Origin of the sequence: Pseudoalteromonas sp. Angola-4, from assembly GCF_028599265.1 — a bacterium.
Lineage (GTDB): Bacteria > Pseudomonadota > Gammaproteobacteria > Enterobacterales > Alteromonadaceae > Pseudoalteromonas > Pseudoalteromonas atlantica.
The window spans coordinates 1-23925 of sequence record NZ_JAQREK010000014.1; the positions used below are offsets into that span (position 1 = coordinate 1).

The window sequence follows — 23925 nt, forward strand, 5'->3', positions numbered from 1 at the left end:
CACCGCCGTATACTTTTGCAAGTACGTTAGTGATTGCTGCAGTTAGTGTAGTTTTACCGTGGTCAACGTGGCCGATTGTACCAACGTTTACGTGCGGTTTTACGCGTTCAAACTTTTCTTTTGCCATGACGGAACCTATCAGTTTTGTGTATCTAGATTACATATGAAAATAATCCACCAGAGGTAGATTAATTTAATTTTTTCAAATTTCAAATAGTTTTTTCTGACAGATAAAGGAAGTATTCAAGGAGATTCATATGACTGGTGCTGATAGGCAGATTTGAACTGCCGACCTCACCCTTACCAAGGGTGCGCTCTACCAACTGAGCTATATCAGCAACACCATAATTGGAGCGGGCAGCGGGAATCGAACCCGCATCATCAGCTTGGAAGGCTGAGGTAATAGCCATTATACGATGCCCGCTTTAGGAACCTGTTCTTAAACTACCTCTAACCGTCAAGAATAAAGTGGTGGAGGGAGCTGGATTCGAACCAGCGAAGGCTGAGCCGTCAGATTTACAGTCTGATCCCTTTGGCCGCTCGGGAACCCCTCCACGATAATTCTTTACTAATTCACTTTCGGTAAAAGGAAAGTGGTGCCGACTAACCGAGTCGAACGGTTGACCTACTGATTACAAGTCAGTTGCTCTACCAGCTGAGCTAAGTCGGCACTGCTTTAGTACGGGGCGAGATATTAGAGTAAGGTTTATTATGATGCAACTATAAAATTAAAAAAAATGTAATTTTTTAGCTTAAATGCTCACAATTCATGCAAAAGTGCTTAATTTTGCTGTTTTTCGTCGTTTTTACTTAGCTCATGCCAATAATTTAATCCTTTCATAACCAATAAAGAATCAAAAATACTGCCACTTATTTGTTGCTGTAACAGCAAACCGTAACCACCGGCGCACAAAATTTGTGGTTTTTGTTCGCCTGTTACGTGTTTAAGTTGGTATTTGGCCTGTTCAATAGCGCCTAATGTTGCCACCAGCGCGCCATTTTTTAATCCGTTGGGTGTGTTTTTACCTAGCTCGTTTAAAAAGGGGGTATTGGCATCATCAAACACGCGCTGAGTATTTTGTGTTAATGAGCGAGTCATTAAATCAAGGCCGGGCAATATCCAGCCCCCTAAGTGCTCGCCTTCGCCGCTCAATACATCAATAGTGGTTGCAGTGCCAGCATCAACAATAATGCATGGTGTGTTAGGGTAAAGTGTAAAACCTGCCACCAGCGCAAGCCAGCGATCAATACCTAAATTGCTAACCTGTTCATATGCGCAGCTTAAGCCACTGAGATTTTTACTAACATGCGCCTCAAAACACGGAATACTTTTTTTGGCGGCTAATGTGAGCGCGTCATTTAATAATTCACTGTTACCTACACATGCATACACAACCTCAGTTATTGCTTGCCACGGCACGTCGCTCATAGAAACGGGCGTTGCTTGTTGCTCACGCCATAAGGCCGCTTTTAATGACGTATTACCCACATCTATTAGCAGTTTCATAATTCGGCCTTTCTTAACGAGATTTCGCCGCCATAGTAACTTTTAACTTCGCCGTCTTGGCGAATACGTATTCCGCCGTGCTGATCAATACCCTCACAAATACCCCGCCAGCTTCTGTGCCCCGTATTTAGCTCTACGCATTCTCCTGCAAAGGCGTTTAGGGCGTTCCACTGTGCGTACATACTGTTTAGCCCGTCTTGCTGGTAATCTGCCAAACGCTGCTCTAAATAAAAGGTAAGCGAAGCAACTAACTGGTTTTTATCAAGCGCGGTGGTGTGTTGGCTTAAATCGGTCCATGCTTGGTCAATCTGTTCGCTGGTGTTTTGCGGCATGTGTAGATTTATGCCAATACCAATGACTAGCTGACAAGGGCCTTGCGGTTGCCCATCTAGCTCAACTAATACTCCGGCTAGTTTTTGCTTATTTATGTATATGTCGTTTGGCCATTTAAGTTCAATGTCTATATCGTAAAGTGCTTTTATAGCATCGTATACCGCAAGCCCTACTGCAATTGACACGCCCATAGCAGCTTGCAGGCCATCATCTAAACGCCAAAAATAACTGTAATATAAATTGGCGCCAAATGGAGATTGCCATACCCGCCCTCGCCTTCCGCGCCCAGCTTGCTGCATTTCGGCAACTACAACAGTGCCAGACTCAAGTGCGACTTTATTTTGAATACGGCGCATTAGCTCACTGTTGGTTGAATCTATAATAGGGTGTACTTCTACTTGGGCTGTATTGGCACCTGATGCATGGTAATGTTTGGTTATATCGGCTTGGTTTAGCAAACCCACCGCATTGTTTAAACTGTAACCTTTACCCGTCACTTTAAATATATCGAGCCCCATGTCTTGCAGTGTTTGAATATGCTTACTCACTGCTGCGCGGCTTATACCCAATTGCTCGCCAAGGACTTGGCCCGATACAAAGCCACCTTGGTTAAGTGCGTTTAATATAGCTAGTTTATTTCCATCTGGTGCTTTCATTACGCGTGCTCCGTAATAATATGGCATTCACTCTTTGTGTTTATAAGCCTTACTTCGTGCTCTAGCATTATGCCGTAACGTGTAAACACCGTATTTTGTATATGCGTGATCATAGCGATTAAATCGCTTCCTTTACTATCACCGTGATTAACTAATACCAGCGCCTGTTGCTGGTGCACCTCAATCCCTGCTACTGTAAAGCCCTTCAAGCCCGCTTGGTCAATTAGCCAACCTGCCGCCACTTTGTGATGGTTTTCCCCATAGGGGTAATGCGGTAAATCACTAAACCGCAAAAGCAGCGCTTCTAAACGCGCATTGCTAATAATCGGATTTTTAAAAAAACTACCCGCATTGGCTAAAGTGTATGGGTTTGGCAGCTTAGCGTTACGAATTTCAATAACCTGCTCAAATACCATTTTAGGGGTGGGATTTTGCAATACTTTGAGTGGGCCATAACTTAAAACTGGCTGCCACTTTTTAGGGAGCGCTAAATTAACTTGAGTGATCACCGCTTTGTTTTTCAAAGCATGTTTAAAAATAGAGTCACGATAAGCAAACTCACACTGTGCGTTAGTTAAAGTCACCTTAGTTTTTGTGGCTATATCAATGTATTCAACCGACTCTACAAATTGGGCAAGCTCAACACCATAAGCACCAATATTTTGTACCGGCGACGCCCCAACAGTGCCCGGAATAAGGGCTAGGTTTTCAAGCCCTGCAATATTTTTATCAAGTAAATAGCTTACTAGCTTATGCCAGTTCTCGCCCGCAGCTGCACTCACTAGTACATCATTTTCACGCTCGGTAATAGTAATGCCCTTAGTGACCATTTTAATTACGGTGCCTGCGTAGTTCTCTAAAAATATTGTGTTGCTACCTTCCCCTAATAAACAAAACGGAGCACTAAAACGGTGTGCTTTAAGTTGCTCAACCGAGGTTATTTCAACAAAATGCTGGCATTGATTGTTTAGTGCAAAGGTATGTAAAGGTTTTAATGAGTGCGCCACAAAGGTCTCTGAGTGTACTGGTAACTAATCGCAGTAGTTTACCTTATTGTCGCAAAGAATGTAAAAATCACTCAACCCGCTGTATCAATCATGATATAAAACCTGCACTTATTATTAGTGTTCAGGGTATTTTATGAAAATTAAACCTCTTTTTTTAAGCCTCGCTATGGCCGGTATGTGCTCGCAAGCAATGGCAAACGCGATTGATCAAAACTCATACGCCAACCTAGATGATGTGGTAACAACACACTTAAACCTTGATTTAGATGTCGATTTTGCCGACAAGCAATTAGAAGGTTTTGTTGAGCACACGCTAAAGTGGAACAATGACACGAGTAAAAAGCTGGTACTTGATACCCGCGACTTAGACATTGATAAAGTAATGTACCAAGACACCTCGGGCGATTGGCACAAAGCTAAATTTACACTGGCAGATCGCGATGATGTTAAAGGCTCAAAACTAACAATTACTTTAAAAAGCCAAGCGCCAAAAGTACGTATTTACTACAACAGCCGCCCAGAAGCATCTGGCCTGCAATGGTTAACACCAGAGCAAACAGCCAGCAAAACGCACCCGTTTATGTACAGCCAATCGCAGGCTATTCACGCTCGTAGCTGGTTACCAGTACAAGATACCCCTGCCATGCGCGTTACTTACTCTGCCCGTATTCATACACCAAAAGATATACGTGCCGTAATGAGCGCCGATAACAAAGACGCACTATACAAAGATGGCGACTACCACTTTGAGATGCCACAAGCTATTTCGCCGTACTTAATTGCGATTGGTGCAGGTAATTTAGAATTCAAAGCCATGTCAAAACAAACAGGTATATTTGCCGAGCCTGAAATTTTAGACGCTTCGGTTGCCGAGTTTAACGACACCCAAGCCATGATCGACAAAACCAACGAAATGTATGGTGAGTATGCATGGGGCCGTTACGATTTATTAATGTTACCGCCTAGCTTTCCGTTTGGTGGTATGGAAAACCCGCGCCTTTCATTTATTACCCCTACCGTAGTTGCTGGCGATAAAAGCTTAGTAAACCTTATTGCGCATGAGCTTGCACACTCTTGGTCTGGTAACTTAGTTACCAACGCTACGTGGGAAGATTTATGGTTAAACGAAGGTTTTACCTCTTACGTTGAAAACCGCATTATGGAAGAAGTATTTGGCCGCGACCGCGCCGTAATGGAGCAAGCTTTAGATGCAGCAGGCTTACGTGCTCAGCTTAAAACCATTGATGCACCCGATACTCGCCTTAATTTAAAACTTAATGGCCGCGATCCAGATGATGCATTTAGCTCAGTGCCATACACTAAAGGACAGCTATTTTTAATCTACCTAGAAGAAAAATACGGCCGTGATAAGTTTGATGACTTTGTTAAGACCTACTTTAATGAGTTTGCATTTAAATCGCTGACTACTGCGCAATTTGTTACTTATTTAAAAGCTAACTTAATTGAAAAGTATCCAGGCGTTGTAAGCATGGATAAAGTGAATGAGTGGATTTTTGAGCCAGGTTTACCAAGCGATGCACCTAACCCAACATCGGATGCGTTTGATAAAGTAGATACAGCAAGCGCAGCATGGTTAAAAGGTGAAACAAGCGCAGCACAATTACCTACGGCTCAGTGGACAGTGCACGAATGGTTACACTTTTTAAATAACCTACCACGTGATTTAAGCTTAGATAAAATGAGCGAGCTTGATAAGCAATTTAACTTAACGCAATCAACCAATGCAGAGCGCGCGTTTGCATGGTTTATGCTAGCGGTAGGTAATGGTTACCAACCTATTTACCCAGCGCTTGATAAGCACTTATCAGGTATTGGCCGCCGTAAATTAATTGTGCCGTTATACAAAGCACTTATTAAAAATGGTAAGCGTGAGTGGGCACACGATGTATACATCAAAGCACGCCCAGGCTACCACCCGCTCGCACAAGGCACCATTGATGCTTTATTTGATAAATAAACAATCTGTGCCAACCCTAAAAGTGTTTAGACCTTTAGGGTAAAGCAGCAAAACCATTAAAAAAGGCCGATTTATCGGCCTTTTTTAATACTGTAATTTTCTTAAGCTAAAAACTGTAACTAAGTTCAGCGCAGTTAGCGCTTAACATTAGTAGCTTGAGATAAGTTTATTATTCAGCGCCTTGGTTCGTTACCTTTTCTAAAAAGGCCTTTCGCTCAGCAATAGTTGCTTGCTGCCACCAAAACTCTAGCATTTGCGGTGCACTTGGCATGCCTTTGCCATTAATAGGCGCAATAGGCTTTATAGGTTGGCTTGGACGCGTTGGACCCGCTGGCACCGTATTTTGTAAAGCAGGCTTTTGACTTGCAAGCTGTGTATTTGAAATAACACTAAGCGGCTGTGCCACAGACGCGCCCTTTGCTTTTAAACTTACCTGTGGTGCCTCAGCAAATATTTTCGCTGATACCGCGTTATCGGCACGATTAAACACCATGTCGTAGTCTTTGTTATCGTCAATAGTAATATCGACCCAAAACGGTTCAGACTCTATTACCTCATGGTCGTCAAAGCCTAGCTCGTATAAATCGGTGTATTTTAATTTTAATCGATAAGAGCCTGGATCAAGTTCAATGTCGTCAACCCGGCTAAATAGAGAACTTTCAATCACTCTTTCGCCGACTTGTAAAGGCACTAACTCTTCAGGAAAGTGAATATTTCCGGCACTTACTGACATACTCATCAATAGTGCCGCAGCTGCAGTTATTAACATTGGTTTACGCATAAAAACTCCTTTATTTGTTTTGAGTTTGACACTGCAAACAAAATTTGTCATTAGTGACTTTAAATTCAACCCTTACACTGAAACGATTATGAGCACAGAAACAATATTTACAAAAATTATTAACCGCGAAATTCCTGCCGACATTATTTACGAAGACGACACTACCCTTGCATTTAAAGATATAAACCCGCAAGCCCCTTTTCATGTGTTAATTATTCCAAAAAAAGCAATTGCCACTATCAATGATATTAATAGCGAAAACTCACATTTAGTTGGAAATTTATACGAGGTTGCTGCTAAATTAGCCAAGCAATTTAACTTTAGTGACGATGGCTACAGAGTAGTAATGAACTGCAATAAACACGGCGGGCAAACCGTGTATCACATACATTTACATATGCTTGCAGGCAAAGAAATGGGCTGGCCTCCGTATCAAGAAGCTAAAAAATTAAAAATTTAATAATAAAAATTCACTGGAATTATTAGTATTTAGCTAGTTACAAATGTTATGGTTTATCATGTATATAAAGTGAAAAATAATTACTTATTTGCAACATTTTATGTTTAAATAATCGTAAAATCGTACTTGTTCACAAGGCGAAACCCGACTTTCTAATACAAAAGGTGTGGAAGTCGTGATAAACTTAACTAGTCAGCTTTATAAAAAGAGTATAAAAACATGAGCAGTTCAGCCTTTTTGTTATTAGATCAAGAGCCAATTAACACCATTGGCATTAACGTTTTAGAACCTTTGTTAAAAACGCAAGGCCTTGACGTAACCACGGGTACAAATATTTTAGATGTACCAGAAGGGACTCGATTACTGTTCATTGAAACATCAAGTAACGATGCATGGGGTAAACTAAAAGAACAGCTAGTTAACCTGCGCACCAAGTGCGATATCGTATTATTTAACCTAGACGAAAACCCAGAGCTCGCTAACCGCGCGCTGTTGAGCGGTATTCGTGGCGTGTTTTATACGACAGATAACGCTGATGTATTAATGAAAGGTATTCGCTTACTTTTAGAAGATCAGCTTTGGTACAGACGTGACATTATGTGTAATGCATTAAACCGCATGCTGCAGTTTAATAAAGACGCACTACACAAGCTGACCGAAGGCGACATAGAGCCAATTAAACTCACTAAACGAGAAAAAGCAATAATCTCGTTAATGAGTAAGGGTTCTAAAAACAAAGAAATTGCTGAAGATTTAAGCATCAGCCCACACACAGTTAAAACACATTTATACAGCGCATTTAGAAAAACTAAATGTCGTAACCGTATTGAGCTACTATCTTGGGCTCAACAAAACATTCCAGACGAAATTCGTTAATCAATTTCGTAATTTAAAAACAGGCACTTATGGTGCCTGTTTTTGTTTATGCCGCATGCTTGTTAAATTAATCGCTTTTTATTACTCTATTTAAAGTACCCATTGCTGGAACCTCTATGCTCGACTCATTTACCCTCTTTTTTGCCAGCATTGCCGTTATTATTGTAATGACCCTTCTTAACTTTTTAACTTGGCGTACCAACAAAAGTACCCCAGGTACTCTGCTTTATATTTTTTACCCGGTTTTATTACTAGGCGCAGTAATTGGCTTTACGCTTATTGGTAAAACGCACAACCTTATTGTGATTAGTATTGCCAGCAGTATGATGTTTGGCGCATCAATTGTGCACAGCTTGGCCATATGCCAATTTTTAGATTATCGGGGTATTGGATTTAAGCTACTGTGCTCCTTTACCGCGTTTAGCGCCGTAATGTTGGGGTATTATTCTTTTATTGACCCTTCTTTACGCGAGCGTATTTACGTCTCGGATGTACAGCACATTGCAGAAGCTGCTTTTTTGCTGTTTTTATTTATTAAATATGCCCGAAAGCCCTACCCAAATGGCACCATTGTTTACATTTTAATATTAACTTTAGTTGGCCTGAGCTTTATTAGCCGCTCACTATTTATGGTTAATATTGAACAACCCCTGCTATTGCAAAGCCCATGGTTTAGCAGCTTACTGTTTTTAAATGGCGTTATTGCACCTATGTTTTATGCCGCCGGTATGGCGCTTTTGTGTAATGAACGCAGAGAAAAAAACCTTAACAAGCTAGCCGACAAAGCCCAAAAAGATTTAGAAATTAGAGGCCTGTTTTTATCAACGATTAGCCATGAAATTCGCACCCCCCTTAATGGCATATTAGGCAGCGCCCAATTGGTTATGAACCAAAGCACCGACACCCGCAATAAAGCCTATTGTGAGGCCATTATTAATTCGGCCGAGTCGTTAAATTTACTGGTTGATAAAGTGCTCGACTACGCAAGCCTAGATCAAAGTGATGAAGCACTTTACGAAGAAGACATTGAATTTAAAACCTGGTTAAACAATTTGTGTTTATTGCTCAGCCCATTAGCGGAGCAAAAACAACTTAAGTTTGAACTGGTATGTAATATCCCTGAACAAGCCTGTTACTACTGCGATCAGCAAAAGTTAAGGCAAATTATTATTAACCTTGTTGGTAACGCCATTAAGTTTACCGACCACGGTATAGTAAAAATTCAGGTTGATTTAATAAGCGACAGGCAGCTTGAGCACACCATAAAAATTAGCGTTAAAGACTCAGGCCCTGGAATCGAAAAGGACGAAATAGCCTACTTAACCGAACCCTACGTGCAAAGTAGCGCCGGCAAAGAAAAAGGCGGCACCGGCCTTGGGCTTGCCATCACCAGCCGCTTACTAGAAAAGCTAGGCAGCCGCTTAGAAATAACCAGTCAATTAGGCACTGGTAGCGTATTTAGCTTTACCACCACCTTTACGCTAGGGGAGCTTAGTTTGGTAGAGCAGCGCCATCAAAACAAAGACTACTTAACCGGCCTTGAAGTACTGCTAGTCGAAGATTTAGACTTAAATCAAAAAATTGCCATTGAATTTATGGCCGAAGATGAGCATAAAATAAAGCTCGCCAAAGATGGCAAAAGTGCTATTAATCTGCTGCAAACGCATCACTTTGACGTTATTTTACTCGATATGAACCTGCCAGACTTTACCGGCCAAGAGGTATTAAAACGTTTGCAGCGTTTGGAGCATAAAAACCAGCGCACGCCCGTACTGGCCTTTACAGCAAGCTTAAGCCCTGATGAGGTAAAAGAATACTTAGCTCTGGGAATAAAAGACATAGTAGGCAAACCAATTAAGCAGCAAAAGCTTCGCCAAGCACTGAGTGATTCACAATCCAATCAAACTGCAAATATAGCTGTAGAGCTAGTAGACACTTTGTACGACGAAACCGCAGCAGAAACACTAACCAGCTCATTTAGTGAGGATGAAGTGTCGTCGATTTACAATGAATTTGTACTCTCAGCACGGACTAAACTAACCCGATGCCAAGAACTTATTGACCAACAACCAGAGCAGTGCATTAAATTATTGCACCGCCAAGCAAGCACGGCGCTGCAATTAGGCTTTAACCGTTACGGTATTGAGCTTAAAAAAATAGAGCGCCGCTTGCTTGATAACAAACCTCATAACAACCTGCTAGATGAGGCGTTAGAGCTATGGCAGCGCAGCCTAGAACAATACTTAAAGTACGTGCGCGGGCAGTTGGGTTAGCATTGAAAAGCATATACCTTGGATGCTTTAGTTTATTTATTCAAACCTGGCAACTTCTTCAAAGCTTAGCCCAGTAAAGCCGTGCGCTTGCAAAGCACAAAATAGATTTAGAGAAATGTCTCTATCACTTACACGAGAGTCAAGAACATAAGTACCTTCAAATCGATCCTCTGGAATTTTAAATATACAACTATGCTTTGGTAGTTTTTCTTTTTTGAATACCGCTTTTTGTAATCCAATATTTAAACCTGGTAGCATAAAAGTACTCATTTCAACATCCAAAAATCCCCTTATTGTTCTAGTGACATTATAAAAGTACCAGTTTTCATCACCTACATAGAAAGGTAGTAACTCTCCCGAATCTTCAAAAATATCTGCCAGTTCATTTGCTACGTGCTCTTTTATAGCAAGGCCTTGTAAATTTATTGCTGTAATATCACCTATAGGTGTCTTTTTTTCTTGATTGTAATGCGCACTAAAATTTATTAATGTTGACTCTTTTGATGAACCATCAGGCTTCCATAGGTCAGGCTCACATAAAGATTCGCTATCAGGAAATATGACTCTGTAATGGTTAACGTTTGGCGTGATTTTATAAATAACTTTACTCATTAGTACCCATAAACTCCATTTTGTAGCGATATAGCAATTGATTGTAAAATCGCTGCACATTCACTACGTGTATTTGCTAACGATAGTTGATTAGTAATATTTAGATAATATAACTCTGTATGAATTTTTGCATGATTAGAAGCGTCAGGCATAGCTGGGTGAGGAACGTAGTTTTCGTTCTTTGGCAAAAAGACTCCATTACTTGGATCATCTATTCGAATTTTAAATTTAGCAAGTATCTTTCTAGCAGCTCGCGCCAGCTCATGAGTACCAGATACAATCGCATGGGTAGCCGTATTTGGTGGCTTTTTACCAGCTCCTGTTGCAGACATATATCTTGCCATTCTTTGCGGCCGGTGTTTTTCTTTCAAAAGAGCTTCTGTTGTTGTTCTATTTGCCATCTCTGCATAACGAGAATATGCTAATAAACCAAACTTAACACTCCGAGTAGCTATCTTATTATAAAGGCGAGCAGCATGTTGAGCAATTTCAGCTTCAGTAAGTTTACGTTCGGTCTCTTTTAAAGTTTTCTCCAACTCGTTTGAAATAAGTGTTTCTGAGTCTCTAAACTTATAAATAACACCTGACTCTCTTATACTTTGGCGTAACCCTTGAAGGAGTTCACCAGGTTCTACTTGAACAGCTGTAATCAAAGATTTATCCATGTAACGTCCCTATAATTTTAACTGACAACATAGTATTTTAAATAACTTTTTATTTCAATCAACATCCTCGCTACTTAAGTTTATCACTAGAAAACCACTTTATTTAAATACCTAACCTTCCATACTTATCATCAAAACGCTCTATGTCACTTTCATCTAGTACGGCGCCAGTTTGCACTTCAATGACAATTAGCGCCTCTTTTTGATTGTTCGCTAAGCTGTGTATTTGTTTTACTGCAATGTAGCAAGATTGGTCGTGGCTAAGTGTTAATGCTTGCTTATCAATACGTACATCGGCAACCCCCGATACCACCACCCAATGCTCTGCACGATACTGATGGCGCTGCGTTGAAAGTTTAGCCCCGCTGTTTACGGTTATTTTTTTAACTTTAAACCCTGTCCCTGTTACTAAAGTGCGGTAGTTACCCCATGGACGATACACAACCTGATGGTGATTGAGTTTATCACTTTGGCTAACCGCTAATTGCTTGAGCAATAAAGGCAGACCATCGAGCTTGTTTTTATTGGCAACGAGGGTGGCATCGTGGGTATGAATAATAGCTAAGTCGCTAACCCCAAGGGTAGCAACGCTGTGATCGTCTTCGCTTAAAACAAAATTATTAGTACTATTTTGCGCGGTATGGCTGTCGTTTTCATTATTGCCATGTGCATCTTTTTTAATAAGGCTAGCCAAAGCACCAAAGCTGCCTACATCACTCCAATTAAGAGCAACAGGCAGCACTGCTACATTATTACTGCGCTCTAAAATGGCGTAATCGATAGAGTCACTTGGGCAGGTTTTAAGTGGCTCACTTATCGGCCTTGTAAACCCTAAATCGTCAGAGAAATTAGCCGCCGCGCTTACACTGAGTGCAATTTTTGGTGCAAAGCGTTCTAGCTCATTTAAATAGGCTTGTGGTGTAAATAAAAACATGCCGCTATTCCAGCTATAACCGCCTTGAGTTAAATAATGCTCAGCGGTAGCCAAGCTTGGCTTCTCTTTAAATTCAGCCACTTTATAGCAATTTGAGCCTGCTATTTTACTACCTTGCTTAATGTAGCCAAACCCAGTGTGGGGCTGTGTTGGTGTAATTGAAAACGTGACCAACATACCTTGCAGGGCTAATTCAATTGCATCGTTTAATTTAAGTGTGAGCTCAGTAAAGTTGGATATATGATGATCGGCAGGCATCACCAGTATTGGCCCAGTTATGCCTTGCTGTAAAGCGTAGTGTGCTGCCAGCGCAATAGCCGGCGCGGTATTTTTACCCTGCGGCTCTAACAAAAGTGCATGAGGAGCGGCCTGTGCACTTTGCTCAGCAGCAATAAAACGGTGCAGTTCGTTACAAACAAGTATTGGCTTTGCAAACCCCTTGCCCGACACACGCGCTAACGTGCTTTGTAATAGTGAGTGTTTGTTATCAAGCAGAGGTAAAAATTGCTTAGGCATAGCTTGGCGAGAAAGCGGCCATAACCGTGTGCCAATGCCGCCCGCTAAAATTACCGGTGTAATAAGGGTTGTATTCATAAAGCCGCCAATAAACATATCAGCGGCTATTTTAGCACTTTATTGGCTAGGCGCTAATGCTTAGCGATTTATACCAAGGTAAACGCGTCGGCATCTAAATAAGCAGGAAACGAGGCTTTAAAATCATCAAGCGGTGCTTTTTCAAGTGTTACGGTAAGTAACTCTTGTGTATTGTCTTTTGCTTTGGCGAGTGTATCGCCTTTAAAGTCGTATACAGCCGTGCCGCCATTGTGCGCAACACCATTGCCATCGTCGCCAACACGGTTAACGGCTACTACATAACATAGGTTTTCCATAGCGCGCGCCATTAATAGCGTATCCCAAATATGGCGACGAACCGCAGGCCAGTTAGCAACGTTTATCATTACATCGTAATCATTATTGTTGCGCTGAAAAACCGGAAAGCGCAAGTCGTAACATACTTGCGGCAGTAACTTAAAACCGTTAATTTCAAACGTTTTACGCGCTTGCCCTGCGACAACGTAATCGCCCTCACTACCTAAGCGAAATAAATGACGTTTATCGTAATAATTTACCTCGCCACTTGGGGTCACCCAATAAAAACGATTCGCTTTTTTATCGCCTTGAGCAACCAAAACCGAACCTGCAATAACGGCTTTATGTTTATGTGCTTGGGTTTTTAGCCAGCTCAACACTTTGCCATTTTGGGGCTCTGCGCAATCAAGGTTAATAGCAAAGCCTGTGGCGAAGGTTTCGGGTAGTAAAATTAAATCAGGTTGAGCGCTCATCGCTGCTAATTTTTTATCAAACATGGCTAGATTGGCGTCTTTATCAAGCCAATGCAGCGCACTTTGAACGAGTGTAAGCGTTAAAGTTGACATAATATTTGCGCGGCCTCTATTAAGGTTTCATCGTTTTTAGCAAAACACAGTCGAATCACTTTATCATTTGAAGGTTGCTTATAAAACACACTTAAAGGAATAGCAGCAACCCCAGCTTGCTCTACCAACCAGTGGCAAAAATCCACATCATTAAGATCAGACACTTCACTGTAATCGAGCAATAAAAAGTACGTACCTTGGCTTGGTAAAATATTAAAACGGCTCTCACTTAAGTGCTGTGCCAGTAAGTCGCGCTTTTGCTGATAAAAATTACTCAGCTCATCGACATGCTCGCCTTGTTGTTCAAGCATGTCGGCCAATGCGTGTTGTGCAGGTGTAAAGCTTGAAAAGGTAACGTACTGGTGTATTTTTCTAAATTCAGTAGCAAGTGGTGCAGGCGCAACACAGTACCCCATTTTCCAGCCGGTACTGTGAAACGTTTTGCCAAAGCTTGATATAACAAAGCTTTTTTCACGTAGCTGCTCATCACAAAGCATGCTTAAGTGCTTATCGCCATCGAAGGTAATATGCTCGTAAACTTCATCACTTATTACATATAAATCGTGATCGTTGACTAACAATTTAAGCGCGTTTATATCATGGCTTTTAAGTATTTTTCCGCTTGGGTTGTGTGGCGTATTAATAATTATAGCGCGCGTGTTTTTGCTCACTGCGCTGCGAACAGTTTGCCAATCAATAGCGTAATCGGGGGCATGCAATGCAATATGAACTGTTTTACCGCCAGCAAGCTCAATGGCAGGCTGGTAAGAATCATAAGCGGGGTCAAACACAATGACTTCATCATCGGGGCGTACTATAGTTTGAATAGCCACAAATAATGCTTCGGTGGCGCCCGACGTTACCGTAACTTGCTCAGCTGCATCAATATTAGCCGCGTATTTACGCGAAACTAAATTTGCTATTTGTTGCTGTAAACGGGGCACACCACTGGATGGCGAGTATTGATTAACCCCTTGCTGAACATAAAAATTTAGCTGGTTTTTCAGTAGTTCTGGCGCATCAAACTCAGGAAAACCCTGCGATAAATTTATTGCCGAATGCTGACTTGCCAAGCCACTCATTTGGCTAAATATACTAACACTTAAATTTGGTAATTTACTTTCAAACACGACAGGCCCTTAATGATGGTTTTGCGCTTAAAGCGATGCTATCATTGCTTAAAACAGAAGTATAGCCGTCTAAAATTAAATAGCTTTATATCAATTTGCTCAATTAACTTAGCTATTTTGAGGTAGCAAAAACGCAGCTCGCGTTTGGTTTAGCGCCTCAAATGCATTAAGTATTATTACGCATTGGTATTACACTCATTGGTGAGGAATGTATGCACAACAATACCGCTATTTCGCAACTTATTGAAGCCGGAAAATGGATCAGTCAAAAAGGCTGGGTTCCCGCCACCGGCGGAAATTTTTCGGCGCGCACCGCAACAGGGTATGTGGTTACCGCTAGCGGCTTTGATAAAGGTCAGCTCGGTACACACACGTTCATTGAGCTTGATCATCAAGGTAATCGCACCAAAGGTGCTGGCAACCCATCGGCCGAAACGCAACTGCACCTAGGCATGTATAAGCTTATTCCGCACGCAAACGTAGTGCTGCATACTCACTCAGTAGCAGCCACCGTACTATCGCGTGTAATTAAAAGCCATGCATTAAATTTAAGCGGTTACGAAATGCAAAAGTCACTCAGTGGGGTAACCTCGCATTTAGATACCCTGAGCATCCCTATTTTTGAAAACGACCAAGACATAGACCGCTTAAGCTTGCTGCTTAGTGATCACCACTTACATACACCCATTGAACATGCAGTATTAATTCGTGGGCATGGCGTTTATGTAGTAGGGCGTAATTACAAGCAAGCACTTCGCCATTTAGAAGGGTTAGAGTTTTTATTTAGTTGCGAGCTGGAACGGTTAAAAATAGAAGGTATTGGGGCACAGCTATAATGATAAAAGCAATTTTAACTGATATTGAAGGCACCATAACACGTATCTCATTTGTAAAAGAGGTGTTGTTTCCGTATGCAGCTAAACAACTAGCAACGTTTATGCGCTTAAACGAAAATAAACCCCATGTCGCGGAGCAAATAGCGGCTGTTAAAGCCATTATTAATGAGCCAGATGCCGATATAGAAAATGTCATTAGCGTGTTACTAAAGTGGATTGAAGAAGATAAAAAAATTACCCCTTTAAAGCAAATACAAGGGCTAATTTGGCAAACGGGCTACGAGCACGGTGATTTTAAAGGCCACCTATACGCAGATGCGTTTGAGTTTTTACAAGCTCAGCACGCTCAAGGTACCGCACTCTATGTGTATTCATCAGGCTCGATAAGGGCGCAGCAGTTACTCTTTAAATACAGTGACTATGGCGATATTCGCCCCCTGTTTAATGATTTTTTTGATACCAAAGTCGGCGCAAAGCAAGAGCAGGCCGCCTATAACACTATAGTTAACCAGCTCCCTTTTAGTGCTAACGAAATCTTGTTTTTAAGTGATGTGGCAGGTGAGCTTGATGCTGCTAAAGCCGCAGGGCTTAAAACCTTGCACTTAATACGTGATGGCCAAGCACATAGCGCGCACCCATACGTACATGACTTTAGCACAGTTAAATTGGAGCAATTTGCATGAGCCAATTAACAATTTATGCTAACAACAATCCAAGTAATGCGCTGGTAAATACCCGCGATTTAAGCGAAATTACTCAGCAATTAGCAAAGGTAAATGTACGTTTTGAACAATGGCAAGCAACTGCACCCATTAATGAGCACACCACAAATGAGCAAATTATTGCAGCGTATAAAAATGATATAGCGCGCTTAAAAGCGCAAAATGGCTACCAAACGGTAGATGTTATTTCGCTTGCAAAAGGTAATCCTGCAGCGGCACAAATGCGAGAAAAGTTTTTATTTGAGCACACTCATAGTGAAGACGAAGTTCGCTTTTTTGTAAAAGGCCAAGGGTTATTTTGCCTACATATTGATGCCAAAATTTACCAAGTATTATGTCAGCAAGGTGACTTAATTTCGGTCCCAACTCTTACACCACATTGGTTTGATATGGGGAGCGACCCAGAGTTTACCGCCATTCGATTATTTAATAATACCGAGGGCTGGGTTGCAAAAAGCACCGAATCTGAAATTGCGAAGCAGTTTCCGTTGCTCGCATAGCAAACGTAATACGCTCCACAAAGGGATAAGTGGAGCGATATTTAAAACTACTTAAGCGCTGTTAACGCGCCACTCTCTACATCACTTTTATTGTAAACACCGGTATCTAACACCCAAGCTGTTATAAGTTTTGCAGGTGTTACATCAAATGCGGGATTATACACATTGGCATTAGTGGGTGCCCACAGCGCCTCACCAAAACTGCCACTTACGCCGCGTACCTCTGCGTTATTTCGCTGCTCTATTGCTATATCGCTACCGCAAGCTGTTTGTGTATCAAGCGTAGTTAAAGGCGCGACAACATAAAAAGGAATATCATGAAAATGCGCCAATACAGCTAAATTATAAGTTCCCACTTTATTAGCAAAGTCGCCATTAGCAGCAATACGATCGGCGCCTACCACTATTTTATCTACCTTGCCTGCGGCCATTAAACTTGCTGCCATATTATCGCAAATAAGCGTATACGGTACTTGCCAGCGCTCAAGTTCGAACGCGGTTAAACGCCCGCCTTGCAACAAGGGCCGCGTTTCATCAACCCACACATGTATATTGCCGTGTTGTTGCTGCGCTTTGTAAATAACGCCTAATGCTGTACCAATACCAGCAGTCGCTAATGCGCCGGTATTACAATGGGTTAAAATATTGTCGCCGCTGTTTATAAGCTCAGCTCCGCGCGTTGCCATACGCTCACATAGGGCAATGTCTTCAATAAAAAGGCGCTCTGCGCTGCACACCACTGCTGCTACAAAGTCATCGCTTTTAAGAGCCTTTCTTAATATAGCCATGCAATGCATTAAATTAACAGCGGTTGGCCTTGTGGCTTCAAGTTCATCAATTGCTTTTGCAAGCGCCGCTTGAGTTCCCCCCTGCTGCGCTAAATGAGCAACCAGCAAACTCGCACCTAAGCCTATTAATGGTGCGCCACGAATTTTTAAACTGATGATCAGCTCCTTCATCGTCTCAACACTATGGCATTCGTGCCATACCTGCTGATGAGGAAGTAAATACTGGTCAAGCACACTTAATGTGCCGTTTTCATATTTTAAACTGCTTGCGATAAGGTTTTGCATGGTGAGGCTGCTTAAATAAAATGCGTAAGGGTATTTTACATCAGTTTGAATAACTCTCAAGTTAGACTTGTAGACATCTAAACATTTAAAGGTATAGAATGCCCAAAAAGGTTATTTGAGAACTCACTATGGCTAACTATGTCGCGTTTGATGCGCAGCGCGCAATTGAATATGTAAATTCGCTAATTGACTCTAAGCAGTATGATTTTTTTAATGCTGGCGCCAGCTTAACTGCGTACGAATTTGGTGACGGTAACCTTAATTTAGTATTTAGAATTAGCGATGAGCACCATAACAGCATTATTTTAAAGCAAGCACTGCCTTATGCTCGTTGTGTCGGTGAATCATGGCCGCTCACGCTTGATAGAGCCCGAATTGAGGCGCAAGTGTTACTTAACCATGGCGCTATTTGCCCACAAAACACCGCTAAAGTACTGCACTATAACCAAGCTTACGCGCTTACCATTTTAGAAGATTTAGGTCACTTAAAAATATTGCGTACCGCGCAAAATAACGCGGAGCAATTTCCTAGGTTAGCCGAGCACGTAGCTACGTATTTAAGCCATACCGGGTTTTATAATTCAGATTTTTACCTAACCGCCCAGCATAAAAAGGCCCTCGTACAGCAATTTACTAACCCTGAGCTTTGCCAAATTACAGAAGATTTATTTTTTAGCGATCCGTATACAGATCACGAACGCAATCACTTTGACGAGCAACTTACTACGCATGTACACGCTTTGCGTGATAACACGGCACTTAAGTTAGAAGTTGCGAAATTAAAAGCTAATTTTTTATCTAACCCGCAAACATTGCTGCACGGCGATATGCACAGCGGCAGTATTTTTGTAGATACCAATACCACTAAAGTGATTGACCCCGAGTTTGGCTTTTTTGGCCCTGTTGGCTTTGATATAGGCTCTTTTATTGGCAATTTACTATTAAATTACTGCGCACAAGCAGGGCATATTGAAGAGTTTGTAGCACGACGAAACTATCAAACGCATTTACTTAGCTGCATTGTTGAAAGCTATAATTTATTCGAGCAACAATGGTTAACTTTAATTGCCAACCACAGCACAGATCGCACCCTTAATACCGAGGGCTACCCACAGTACTTTATGAAAACCGTATTACAAGACGCCATAGGTTATTGTGGAACAGAACTAATTAGGCGCACCATAGGGCTCGCGCATGTGGTAGATATTGACAGCATTGAAGATGAAAATACGCGCCTTGCAGTACAAAAACAAACGCTGAGCTTAGGTGAGCAACTTATTTTAAATGCCAAAAGCTGCGACAACAAAGATGCCTTTTTTAGTTTATTAATAAGCCAGCTAAATTAAAAAAGGCGCCAAAGCGCCTTTTTTACTACCAATACCGTTATTGGTAGTTTTCGTAAATTTTATCGAGCGGCTCCGACAGCCCACTTTCTTGCACTATACGCACGTGTTTACGCCTTAATTCCCGCGCACTCGTTACACCACATGAGTGGGCAATTAAGCCAGCGCCGTAATGAATATATTTATTATAATTGGCAACTCGCTGGGCTTTATCTGCAACATTTAACCCACGCTGTAGCCGCTCGTTATGGGTAGTTACACCGGTTGGGCAGGTGTCTTTATTACATTGCATAGCCTGTATACAGCCTAACGCAAACATATGACCACGCGCAGAAACAACAAAATCAGCACCCAAAGCAAGCGCCCATGCCACCTTAGAGGGTACAATTAACTTACCCGATACAATGACTTTTACCCGCCCTGTTAAGCCATGTTTTTCAAGCATATTAACAACCAGCGGTAAGCTTTCGCGTAGCGGTAAACCTACCGAATCTAATAATGGTTGTGGCGCTGCGCCCGTACCGCCATCGGCACTATCAATAGTGATAAAGTCCGGTGCTGATTCAAGCCCGCGGTGGTTTATTTCTGCAAATAGCGTTTCTAGCCAAGTGTAATCACCAATAACGGCTTTAAAGCCGGTAGGTTTGCCTGTGGCGTTTCGCACTGTAGCAATCATATCTAATATGTCGCTTGGCTTTTTGATTTCTGGGTGCCCATTTGGGCTAATTGAATCTTTGCCCTCAGGGATGCCCCTTATTTTAGCAATTTCAGCATTAACCTTTTTACCAGGTAACATACCGCCTTTACCTGGTTTGGCACCTTGGCTTAATTTAAGCTCAAACATTTTTACGTTTTTATGCGCCGCAATTTCTTTAAGTTTATCAATACTTAAATTTCCAAGCTCATCGCGCACACCATATTTGGCCGTACCAATTTGAAACACCAAATCGGCTCCGCCCTCTAAGTGATAAGGGCTTAACCCGCCTTCACCGGTATTCATCCAGCAGCCGGCTAGTTTTGCCCCTTTTGATAACGCTCTAACAGCCGGTTTTGAGAGCGCACCAAAGCTCATTCCCGATATATTAAACAAGGAGTTAGTGGTGTACGGCGTTTTACAATAAGGGCCTAAAGTTACATTACTTGGGTCCAACGCCTCTACATCTAAGGTAGGAAAAGCACAGTTCATAAACATCACTGTACCTGTTACCTCTAAGCTTTGCGTGGAGCCAAATGCAGCGGTACGATCGACATCTTTTGCAGCACGATACACCCAGCTGCGCTCTGCTCGGTTAAACGGCATTTCTTCTCTATCGAGGGCAAAAAAGTACTGCCTAAAAAACTCGCCTTGGCGCTCAAAAAAGTACCTAAAGCGGCCAATAACCGGGTAATTTCGCCTAATTGCATGCTTTGTTTGAGTAATATCACGAAAATAAAAAACAATAATGGTAAGTACAATTAATCCTAATGCAACAATAAAAATACTCGCAAATACATCAATACTAAAAATAATAAAATCGCTCATCCAAGGCCCCTTGATGGCTGTTTTTAAAAATAAAAAAGGTGTTGCGTCAAAATGACACAACACCTTTCGTTGTTCAAGGTTTATACCTTTAGATAATTAGCTTTGCGTGTTTTCAAGCTCAGCTTTTATATACAAACGAACTTGCTCTTCAAGCACTGATAACGGCACAGAACCATGACGCAATACTTGATGATGAAACTCACGAATATCAAAACGAGGCCCAAGCGCTTGCTCGGCCTCTGTGCGTAAACGCTTGATAGTCAGCTCGCCAATTTTGTACGACAAAGCTTGCCCCGGCCACGAAATATAGCGGTCGGTTTCGGTTTTAACATTGTGTAATGAAAGCGCCGTGTTCTCGCTCATAAAGTTCATAGCGCGCTCTCGGCTCCAGCCGTACATATGCATACCAGTATCAACCACTAAACGAGCTGCACGCCACATTTCATAGGTTAAACGGCCAAATCGGCTGTATGGGTCTTGGTAAAAGCCTGCTTCTATACCTAAGTATTCAGAATAAAGCCCCCATCCTTCACCAAAAGCCGAAAGGTAGGCATCACGTCGGTAGCTTGGTAAGTTTTCAAGCTCTGCATTAAGCGATATTTGTAAATGATGCCCCGGTACGGCTTCGTGTAAGGTCAGCGCCTCTAATACATACAATGGGCGCTTATCTAGCGCATATGTATTTACCCAATAATAACCCGCTTGATCGCTTCGGCTCGAGCCAACATAGCGACCTGTTGTATATTTAGGGGCTATATTTGCAGGTACAGGTGCAACGCCATAGGGCATACGCGGCAGTGTATGAAATAACTTAGGCAGCTGCGCGTCCATTTTTTTAGCTATATAAGCAGCTTCTTTTAATAGCTGCTCTGGAGTGGTGGCGTAAAATTGCGGATCGGTACGTAAAAAGTGGATAAAATCGGCAAACGTGCCTTCAAAGCCTACTCCTTTAATTATTTCCTGCATTTCACTGCGGATACGCGCCACTTCAGATAACCCCAGCTGATGTATTTCATCAATGCTCATATTTGTGGTGGTGTAATACTGTGCGCGGTTTTTATAAAACGACTTGCCATTAGGGGTTTGTGAAATACCAATCGTAGTGCGTGCACCTGGCTGATATTGCGTAGTAAAAAATGTTAAATACGCTTTGTAAGAGGCAATAACATCGTTTTTTATGATGCGTTTAGCTTTTTGCTGCAACGCTTTAAAGTCGTTTTCGCTTAGCCCTGCTGTGTTCGTTTTAAACGGGGAGTAAAAGTCTGACTGCGTTACATCATCCACTATGTAAGCGCTTATTGAGTCTTCATACCCAGCTAATACCGCTTGAGGTTGAGTAAGCCCCGTTTCGAGCCCCTTTTTCATCCAATGTATGTTTTGCTCAAAAAAGCGCGGCACTTGTTCAAGGCGGGCTAAATACGTTTCTAACTGTTGCGGTTGCTTGTACTGCGAACTATTAATCATATAAGACAAGCTAGAATGGAACCCATACTCAGAAGTTAGCGGCATGTAGTGCGCATTAAATACGTATTCATCAACACTGTTTTGTACTTGCGCACGAATAATACTGAGGTTAATACTGTTTTCACTTGAAAGCTCATCGCTATCAATTGCATCTAAACGACTTAATAATGCTGTTTTTTCCTCATATTGTTGCTTTAAAAATTTGGCCGATAAATTAGGTAATAAATAGCCATCAACCCCTTCAGGTTGTGTGTAGGGATTAACACGTTTGCGGTAATCAACAATACTTTGCGCCACTTGTTCAAATTGCGTGTTTGCGTTGGGGCTTGTTAATGTACATGCGCTTAGCGTGCCAAAAAGTGATAGCACAAGCAGTGTGCGGCAAATTCGCGGGGGTAAGGAATAATTCATTTTAGTTTTACTTAACCATACAATAGATTTCACAAAACTATCGTAGGCTGAGTAAATAGCAAGACAAATGCGATTAATCTCAATAACACACGCTTAATTGGAGCGGGTAAAATAAGCCGAACCCGCCTAAATTAAGCTAAATACGTGCTCTTTGATGATAAAATCAGCTATTAGGCAGCAAAAGTAAAAATTTAAGTTCACTAATACTGGTTTTTACTTTTAAATAGCCTGCTTAACGATTATTGTAGTAAAAAAATAATAAAGCTTGGATGCATTGCCGCCTCATTGAAGAGTTATTTTAATGTGTAATTTAATGCGTACTTAGTTGGTAGTTAAAATGATGTTCCATGATTCCATGGCTGTAGCTCAAGAAAAAATGACGAATGTATGCCTGTTTTTAGAACGTCATACGCTGCCTCCCTCTCCGTTAAATTACCACGTTGCCTATACCTATATTAGTAAAGTAAATCCTCAGCTAAATAACGCCATAGATGAGGCCATTACTAATAAAGCCCAAATTGATAGTATTTTGATTGAGCAGCTCTACTTTGAGTTTTTAAACGAAGGGCATACCACGCAAGTGGCAATGATTAATAACGTAAATGGGGTTATTGATTCACTGTCGCGCAATGCGCAATCAACCGAAAAACAAATTGTTAGCTTTGCCGGCCAAGTAAGTGAGTGCATGCACACGCTTGATGAGAATAATATAGAGCAAAGCCGCCAAGCACTCGATACGTTAAACACGCAATCAGCCACGTTACTTGAGCAACACAAGCACTTCAAACACGAGCTACATAAAGCTAAAAAGTTACACGAAAAAACCCAAAAACAGCTGGCGCAATTACGTAAGCAGCACATTATTGACTCACAAACGGGGCTGTATAAACGTCATTATTTAACGCAGCAAACCCAACTATGGAGCAACCAAGACAAATCAATTTGTGCAATTGCTATTCAAATAGATAATTTAGATCATTTTGTAGATAATTACGGCGATATAATTGGCGAAGTTATTTTGAACAAAGTGGCTAAACAAGTAAAAAAATATGTTTTTCAAAGTGGTTTACCTGGGCGCACAGCAAAGGACCAATTTACTGTATTACTGCCAGATATAGACCCCGAAACCGCCAATGTTATTGCTGAAAAAGTGCGTAATGGCGTAGAAAAACTTCGCTTTGTTAGCTCAAAAAGCGGCACTAAGCTGCCTGGCATTAACTTATCTTTAGGCATAGCGCAGCAACTCAAAAATGATGACTTTAACCAGTTAGCTAAAAAAGCCTCGCAAGCGGCATTTAAAGCACGCTCACTGGGGCAAAGTAGCTTTACAGCCGGCCACTAGGTTTTACGCTAAATTACCTGATAAATCATATTCAAATTGCACCTGCAGTATACAATCAAGTACA

Annotated in this window: 22 protein-coding genes and 4 tRNA genes; 9 read left to right on the top strand and 17 right to left on the bottom strand. The window is 41.6% G+C overall.

The annotated features are described in order from the left end of the window. The 8 genes from PSH48_RS14975 to murB all read right to left on the bottom strand — a co-directional run. Positions 1 to 127, bottom strand: a 127-nt coding sequence (locus PSH48_RS14975; RefSeq protein WP_033023824.1) for a GTP-binding protein, incomplete at its 3' end; no start/stop codon positions are given. 135 nt (positions 128 to 262) lie between these two features. Next, positions 263 to 338, bottom strand: a tRNA-Thr gene (locus PSH48_RS14980). Between the two features lie 11 nt (positions 339 to 349). Continuing rightward, positions 350 to 424: transfer RNA gene (locus PSH48_RS14985), tRNA-Gly, on the bottom strand. A gap of 45 nt (positions 425 to 469) precedes the next feature. Next, a tRNA-Tyr gene (locus PSH48_RS14990) sits at positions 470 to 554 on the bottom strand. 40 nt (positions 555 to 594) lie between these two features. Beyond that, positions 595 to 670: transfer RNA gene (locus PSH48_RS14995), tRNA-Thr, on the bottom strand. Positions 671 to 781: 111 nt separating this feature from the next. Further along, on the bottom strand, positions 782 to 1507 hold the full coding sequence (locus PSH48_RS15000; RefSeq protein ID WP_138685029.1) for a type III pantothenate kinase: 726 nt from the start codon (positions 1505 to 1507) through the stop codon (positions 782 to 784). Beyond that, positions 1504 to 2496: a bifunctional biotin--[acetyl-CoA-carboxylase] ligase/biotin operon repressor BirA gene (gene birA / locus PSH48_RS15005; protein WP_273611807.1), complete on the bottom strand. Its 993-nt coding sequence runs from the start codon at positions 2494 to 2496 to the stop codon at positions 1504 to 1506. Before birA ends, PSH48_RS15000 begins: the two co-directional genes overlap by 4 nt. Next, on the bottom strand, positions 2496 to 3503 hold the full coding sequence (murB, locus tag PSH48_RS15010) for a UDP-N-acetylmuramate dehydrogenase (protein ID WP_273611808.1): 1008 nt from the start codon (positions 3501 to 3503) through the stop codon (positions 2496 to 2498). Before murB ends, birA begins: the two co-directional genes overlap by 1 nt. Before the next feature lie 133 nt (positions 3504 to 3636). On the opposite strand from murB, the gene PSH48_RS15015 reads away from it, so the two are divergent. Beyond that, on the top strand, positions 3637 to 5481 hold the full coding sequence (locus PSH48_RS15015; protein WP_029774313.1) for a M1 family metallopeptidase: 1845 nt from the start codon (positions 3637 to 3639) through the stop codon (positions 5479 to 5481). A 169-nt stretch (positions 5482 to 5650) separates the two neighbouring features. Here the strand turns inward: PSH48_RS15015 and PSH48_RS15020 are convergent, their stop codons facing one another. After that, positions 5651 to 6262 (bottom strand): DUF2057 domain-containing protein, encoded by a 612-nt coding sequence (locus tag PSH48_RS15020; protein WP_096042477.1) that lies wholly within the window; start codon positions 6260 to 6262, stop codon positions 5651 to 5653. 88 nt (positions 6263 to 6350) lie between these two features. Between PSH48_RS15020 and PSH48_RS15025 the strand changes: the two genes are divergently transcribed. From PSH48_RS15025 to PSH48_RS15035, 3 genes are all read left to right on the top strand, one after another. Next, entirely contained in the window at positions 6351 to 6722 is a 372-nt protein-coding gene (locus PSH48_RS15025; protein WP_004587493.1) for a histidine triad nucleotide-binding protein, read from the top strand. 219 nt (positions 6723 to 6941) lie between these two features. Beyond that, positions 6942 to 7598 (top strand): helix-turn-helix transcriptional regulator, encoded by a 657-nt coding sequence (locus PSH48_RS15030; protein WP_004587492.1) that lies wholly within the window; start codon positions 6942 to 6944, stop codon positions 7596 to 7598. Positions 7599 to 7714: 116 nt separating this feature from the next. Beyond that, positions 7715 to 9871 carry an ATP-binding protein gene (locus tag PSH48_RS15035; protein ID WP_273611809.1) on the top strand — a complete coding sequence of 719 codons (2157 nt, stop codon included), beginning with the start codon at positions 7715 to 7717 and terminating at the stop codon, positions 9869 to 9871. 36 nt (positions 9872 to 9907) lie between these two features. Here the strand turns inward: PSH48_RS15035 and PSH48_RS15040 are convergent, their stop codons facing one another. The 5 genes from PSH48_RS15040 to PSH48_RS15060 all read right to left on the bottom strand — a co-directional run bounded on the left by PSH48_RS15040 (position 9908) and on the right by PSH48_RS15060 (position 14648). After that, the gene (locus tag PSH48_RS15040) at positions 9908 to 10483 is read right to left on the bottom strand and encodes a hypothetical protein (RefSeq protein WP_096740309.1); all 576 of its coding nucleotides are present in this window, start codon (positions 10481 to 10483) and stop codon (positions 9908 to 9910) included. Continuing rightward, a complete protein-coding gene (locus tag PSH48_RS15045; protein WP_096740310.1) occupies positions 10483 to 11148 on the bottom strand; it encodes an AHH domain-containing protein in 666 nt (221 codons plus the stop codon). The genes PSH48_RS15040 and PSH48_RS15045 overlap by 1 nt, the downstream gene beginning before the upstream one ends. 103 nt (positions 11149 to 11251) lie before the next feature. Next, a complete protein-coding gene (locus PSH48_RS15050) occupies positions 11252 to 12676 on the bottom strand; it encodes a mannose-1-phosphate guanylyltransferase/mannose-6-phosphate isomerase (protein ID WP_273611810.1) in 1425 nt (474 codons plus the stop codon). 68 nt (positions 12677 to 12744) lie between these two features. Beyond that, on the bottom strand, positions 12745 to 13518 hold the full coding sequence (locus PSH48_RS15055; RefSeq protein WP_273611811.1) for an amidohydrolase: 774 nt from the start codon (positions 13516 to 13518) through the stop codon (positions 12745 to 12747). Continuing rightward, positions 13506 to 14648 (bottom strand): methionine aminotransferase, encoded by a 1143-nt coding sequence (locus PSH48_RS15060; protein ID WP_138685034.1) that lies wholly within the window; start codon positions 14646 to 14648, stop codon positions 13506 to 13508. The genes PSH48_RS15055 and PSH48_RS15060 overlap by 13 nt, the downstream gene beginning before the upstream one ends. Positions 14649 to 14860: 212 nt before the next feature. Here PSH48_RS15060 and PSH48_RS15065 point away from each other — a divergent pair, with 212 nt between their 5' ends. The 3 genes from PSH48_RS15065 to PSH48_RS15075 are packed head-to-tail and all read left to right on the top strand — an operon-like array spanning position 14861 to position 16706. After that, the gene (locus PSH48_RS15065) at positions 14861 to 15484 is read left to right on the top strand and encodes a methylthioribulose 1-phosphate dehydratase (RefSeq protein ID WP_004587487.1); all 624 of its coding nucleotides are present in this window, start codon (positions 14861 to 14863) and stop codon (positions 15482 to 15484) included. Next, positions 15484 to 16167 carry an acireductone synthase gene (gene mtnC / locus PSH48_RS15070; protein ID WP_138685035.1) on the top strand — a complete coding sequence of 228 codons (684 nt, stop codon included), beginning with the start codon at positions 15484 to 15486 and terminating at the stop codon, positions 16165 to 16167. The genes PSH48_RS15065 and mtnC overlap by 1 nt, the downstream gene beginning before the upstream one ends. Beyond that, positions 16164 to 16706: a 1,2-dihydroxy-3-keto-5-methylthiopentene dioxygenase gene (locus PSH48_RS15075; protein ID WP_121638140.1), complete on the top strand. Its 543-nt coding sequence runs from the start codon at positions 16164 to 16166 to the stop codon at positions 16704 to 16706. The genes mtnC and PSH48_RS15075 overlap by 4 nt, the downstream gene beginning before the upstream one ends. A 47-nt stretch (positions 16707 to 16753) precedes the next feature. Here the strand turns inward: PSH48_RS15075 and mtnA are convergent, their stop codons facing one another. Next, positions 16754 to 17779 (bottom strand): S-methyl-5-thioribose-1-phosphate isomerase, encoded by a 1026-nt coding sequence (mtnA, locus tag PSH48_RS15080; protein WP_273611812.1) that lies wholly within the window; start codon positions 17777 to 17779, stop codon positions 16754 to 16756. 128 nt (positions 17780 to 17907) lie between these two features. Here mtnA and mtnK point away from each other — a divergent pair, with 128 nt between their 5' ends. Next, positions 17908 to 19125: an S-methyl-5-thioribose kinase gene (gene mtnK, locus PSH48_RS15085; RefSeq protein ID WP_273611813.1), complete on the top strand. Its 1218-nt coding sequence runs from the start codon at positions 17908 to 17910 to the stop codon at positions 19123 to 19125. Positions 19126 to 19162: 37 nt separating this feature from the next. Here mtnK and PSH48_RS15090 read toward each other — a convergent pair whose 3' ends face one another. Both PSH48_RS15090 and PSH48_RS15095 read right to left on the bottom strand, forming a co-directional pair. After that, a complete protein-coding gene (locus PSH48_RS15090; protein WP_273611814.1) occupies positions 19163 to 20644 on the bottom strand; it encodes an FMN-binding glutamate synthase family protein in 1482 nt (493 codons plus the stop codon). Between the two features lie 96 nt (positions 20645 to 20740). Then, positions 20741 to 22519: a DUF885 domain-containing protein gene (locus PSH48_RS15095; protein WP_273611815.1), complete on the bottom strand. Its 1779-nt coding sequence runs from the start codon at positions 22517 to 22519 to the stop codon at positions 20741 to 20743. A gap of 355 nt (positions 22520 to 22874) precedes the next feature. Between PSH48_RS15095 and PSH48_RS15100 the strand changes: the two genes are divergently transcribed. Continuing rightward, entirely contained in the window at positions 22875 to 23861 is a 987-nt protein-coding gene (locus PSH48_RS15100) for a GGDEF domain-containing protein (protein ID WP_004587479.1), read from the top strand. Positions 23862 to 23925: the final 64 nt, after the last annotated feature.

What these genes read in the sequence shown, in the direction of transcription:
- PSH48_RS15045 (WP_096740310.1), bottom strand. Translation starts at nt 11,148, where the DNA reads ATGGATAAATCTTTGATTACAGCTGTTCAAGTAGAACCTGGTGAACTC.
- PSH48_RS15090 (WP_273611814.1), bottom strand. Translation starts at nt 20,644, where the DNA reads ATGAGCGATTTTATTATTTTTAGTATTGATGTATTTGCGAGTATTTTT.
- mtnC (WP_138685035.1), top strand. Translation starts at nt 15,484, where the DNA reads ATGATAAAAGCAATTTTAACTGATATTGAAGGCACCATAACACGTATC.
- birA (WP_273611807.1), bottom strand. Translation starts at nt 2,496, where the DNA reads ATGAAAGCACCAGATGGAAATAAACTAGCTATATTAAACGCACTTAAC.
- PSH48_RS15000 (WP_138685029.1), bottom strand. Translation starts at nt 1,507, where the DNA reads ATGAAACTGCTAATAGATGTGGGTAATACGTCATTAAAAGCGGCCTTA.
- PSH48_RS15020 (WP_096042477.1), bottom strand. Translation starts at nt 6,262, where the DNA reads ATGCGTAAACCAATGTTAATAACTGCAGCTGCGGCACTATTGATGAGT.
- PSH48_RS15050 (WP_273611810.1), bottom strand. Translation starts at nt 12,676, where the DNA reads ATGAATACAACCCTTATTACACCGGTAATTTTAGCGGGCGGCATTGGC.
- mtnK (WP_273611813.1), top strand. Translation starts at nt 17,908, where the DNA reads ATGGCTAACTATGTCGCGTTTGATGCGCAGCGCGCAATTGAATATGTA.
- PSH48_RS15035 (WP_273611809.1), top strand. Translation starts at nt 7,715, where the DNA reads ATGCTCGACTCATTTACCCTCTTTTTTGCCAGCATTGCCGTTATTATT.
- PSH48_RS15030 (WP_004587492.1), top strand. Translation starts at nt 6,942, where the DNA reads ATGAGCAGTTCAGCCTTTTTGTTATTAGATCAAGAGCCAATTAACACC.
- PSH48_RS15040 (WP_096740309.1), bottom strand. Translation starts at nt 10,483, where the DNA reads ATGAGTAAAGTTATTTATAAAATCACGCCAAACGTTAACCATTACAGA.
- PSH48_RS15015 (WP_029774313.1), top strand. Translation starts at nt 3,637, where the DNA reads ATGAAAATTAAACCTCTTTTTTTAAGCCTCGCTATGGCCGGTATGTGC.
- PSH48_RS15055 (WP_273611811.1), bottom strand. Translation starts at nt 13,518, where the DNA reads ATGTCAACTTTAACGCTTACACTCGTTCAAAGTGCGCTGCATTGGCTT.
- PSH48_RS15075 (WP_121638140.1), top strand. Translation starts at nt 16,164, where the DNA reads ATGAGCCAATTAACAATTTATGCTAACAACAATCCAAGTAATGCGCTG.
- PSH48_RS15100 (WP_004587479.1), top strand. Translation starts at nt 22,875, where the DNA reads ATGGCTGTAGCTCAAGAAAAAATGACGAATGTATGCCTGTTTTTAGAA.
- PSH48_RS15025 (WP_004587493.1), top strand. Translation starts at nt 6,351, where the DNA reads ATGAGCACAGAAACAATATTTACAAAAATTATTAACCGCGAAATTCCT.
- PSH48_RS15065 (WP_004587487.1), top strand. Translation starts at nt 14,861, where the DNA reads ATGCACAACAATACCGCTATTTCGCAACTTATTGAAGCCGGAAAATGG.
- mtnA (WP_273611812.1), bottom strand. Translation starts at nt 17,779, where the DNA reads ATGCAAAACCTTATCGCAAGCAGTTTAAAATATGAAAACGGCACATTA.
- PSH48_RS15095 (WP_273611815.1), bottom strand. Translation starts at nt 22,519, where the DNA reads ATGAATTATTCCTTACCCCCGCGAATTTGCCGCACACTGCTTGTGCTA.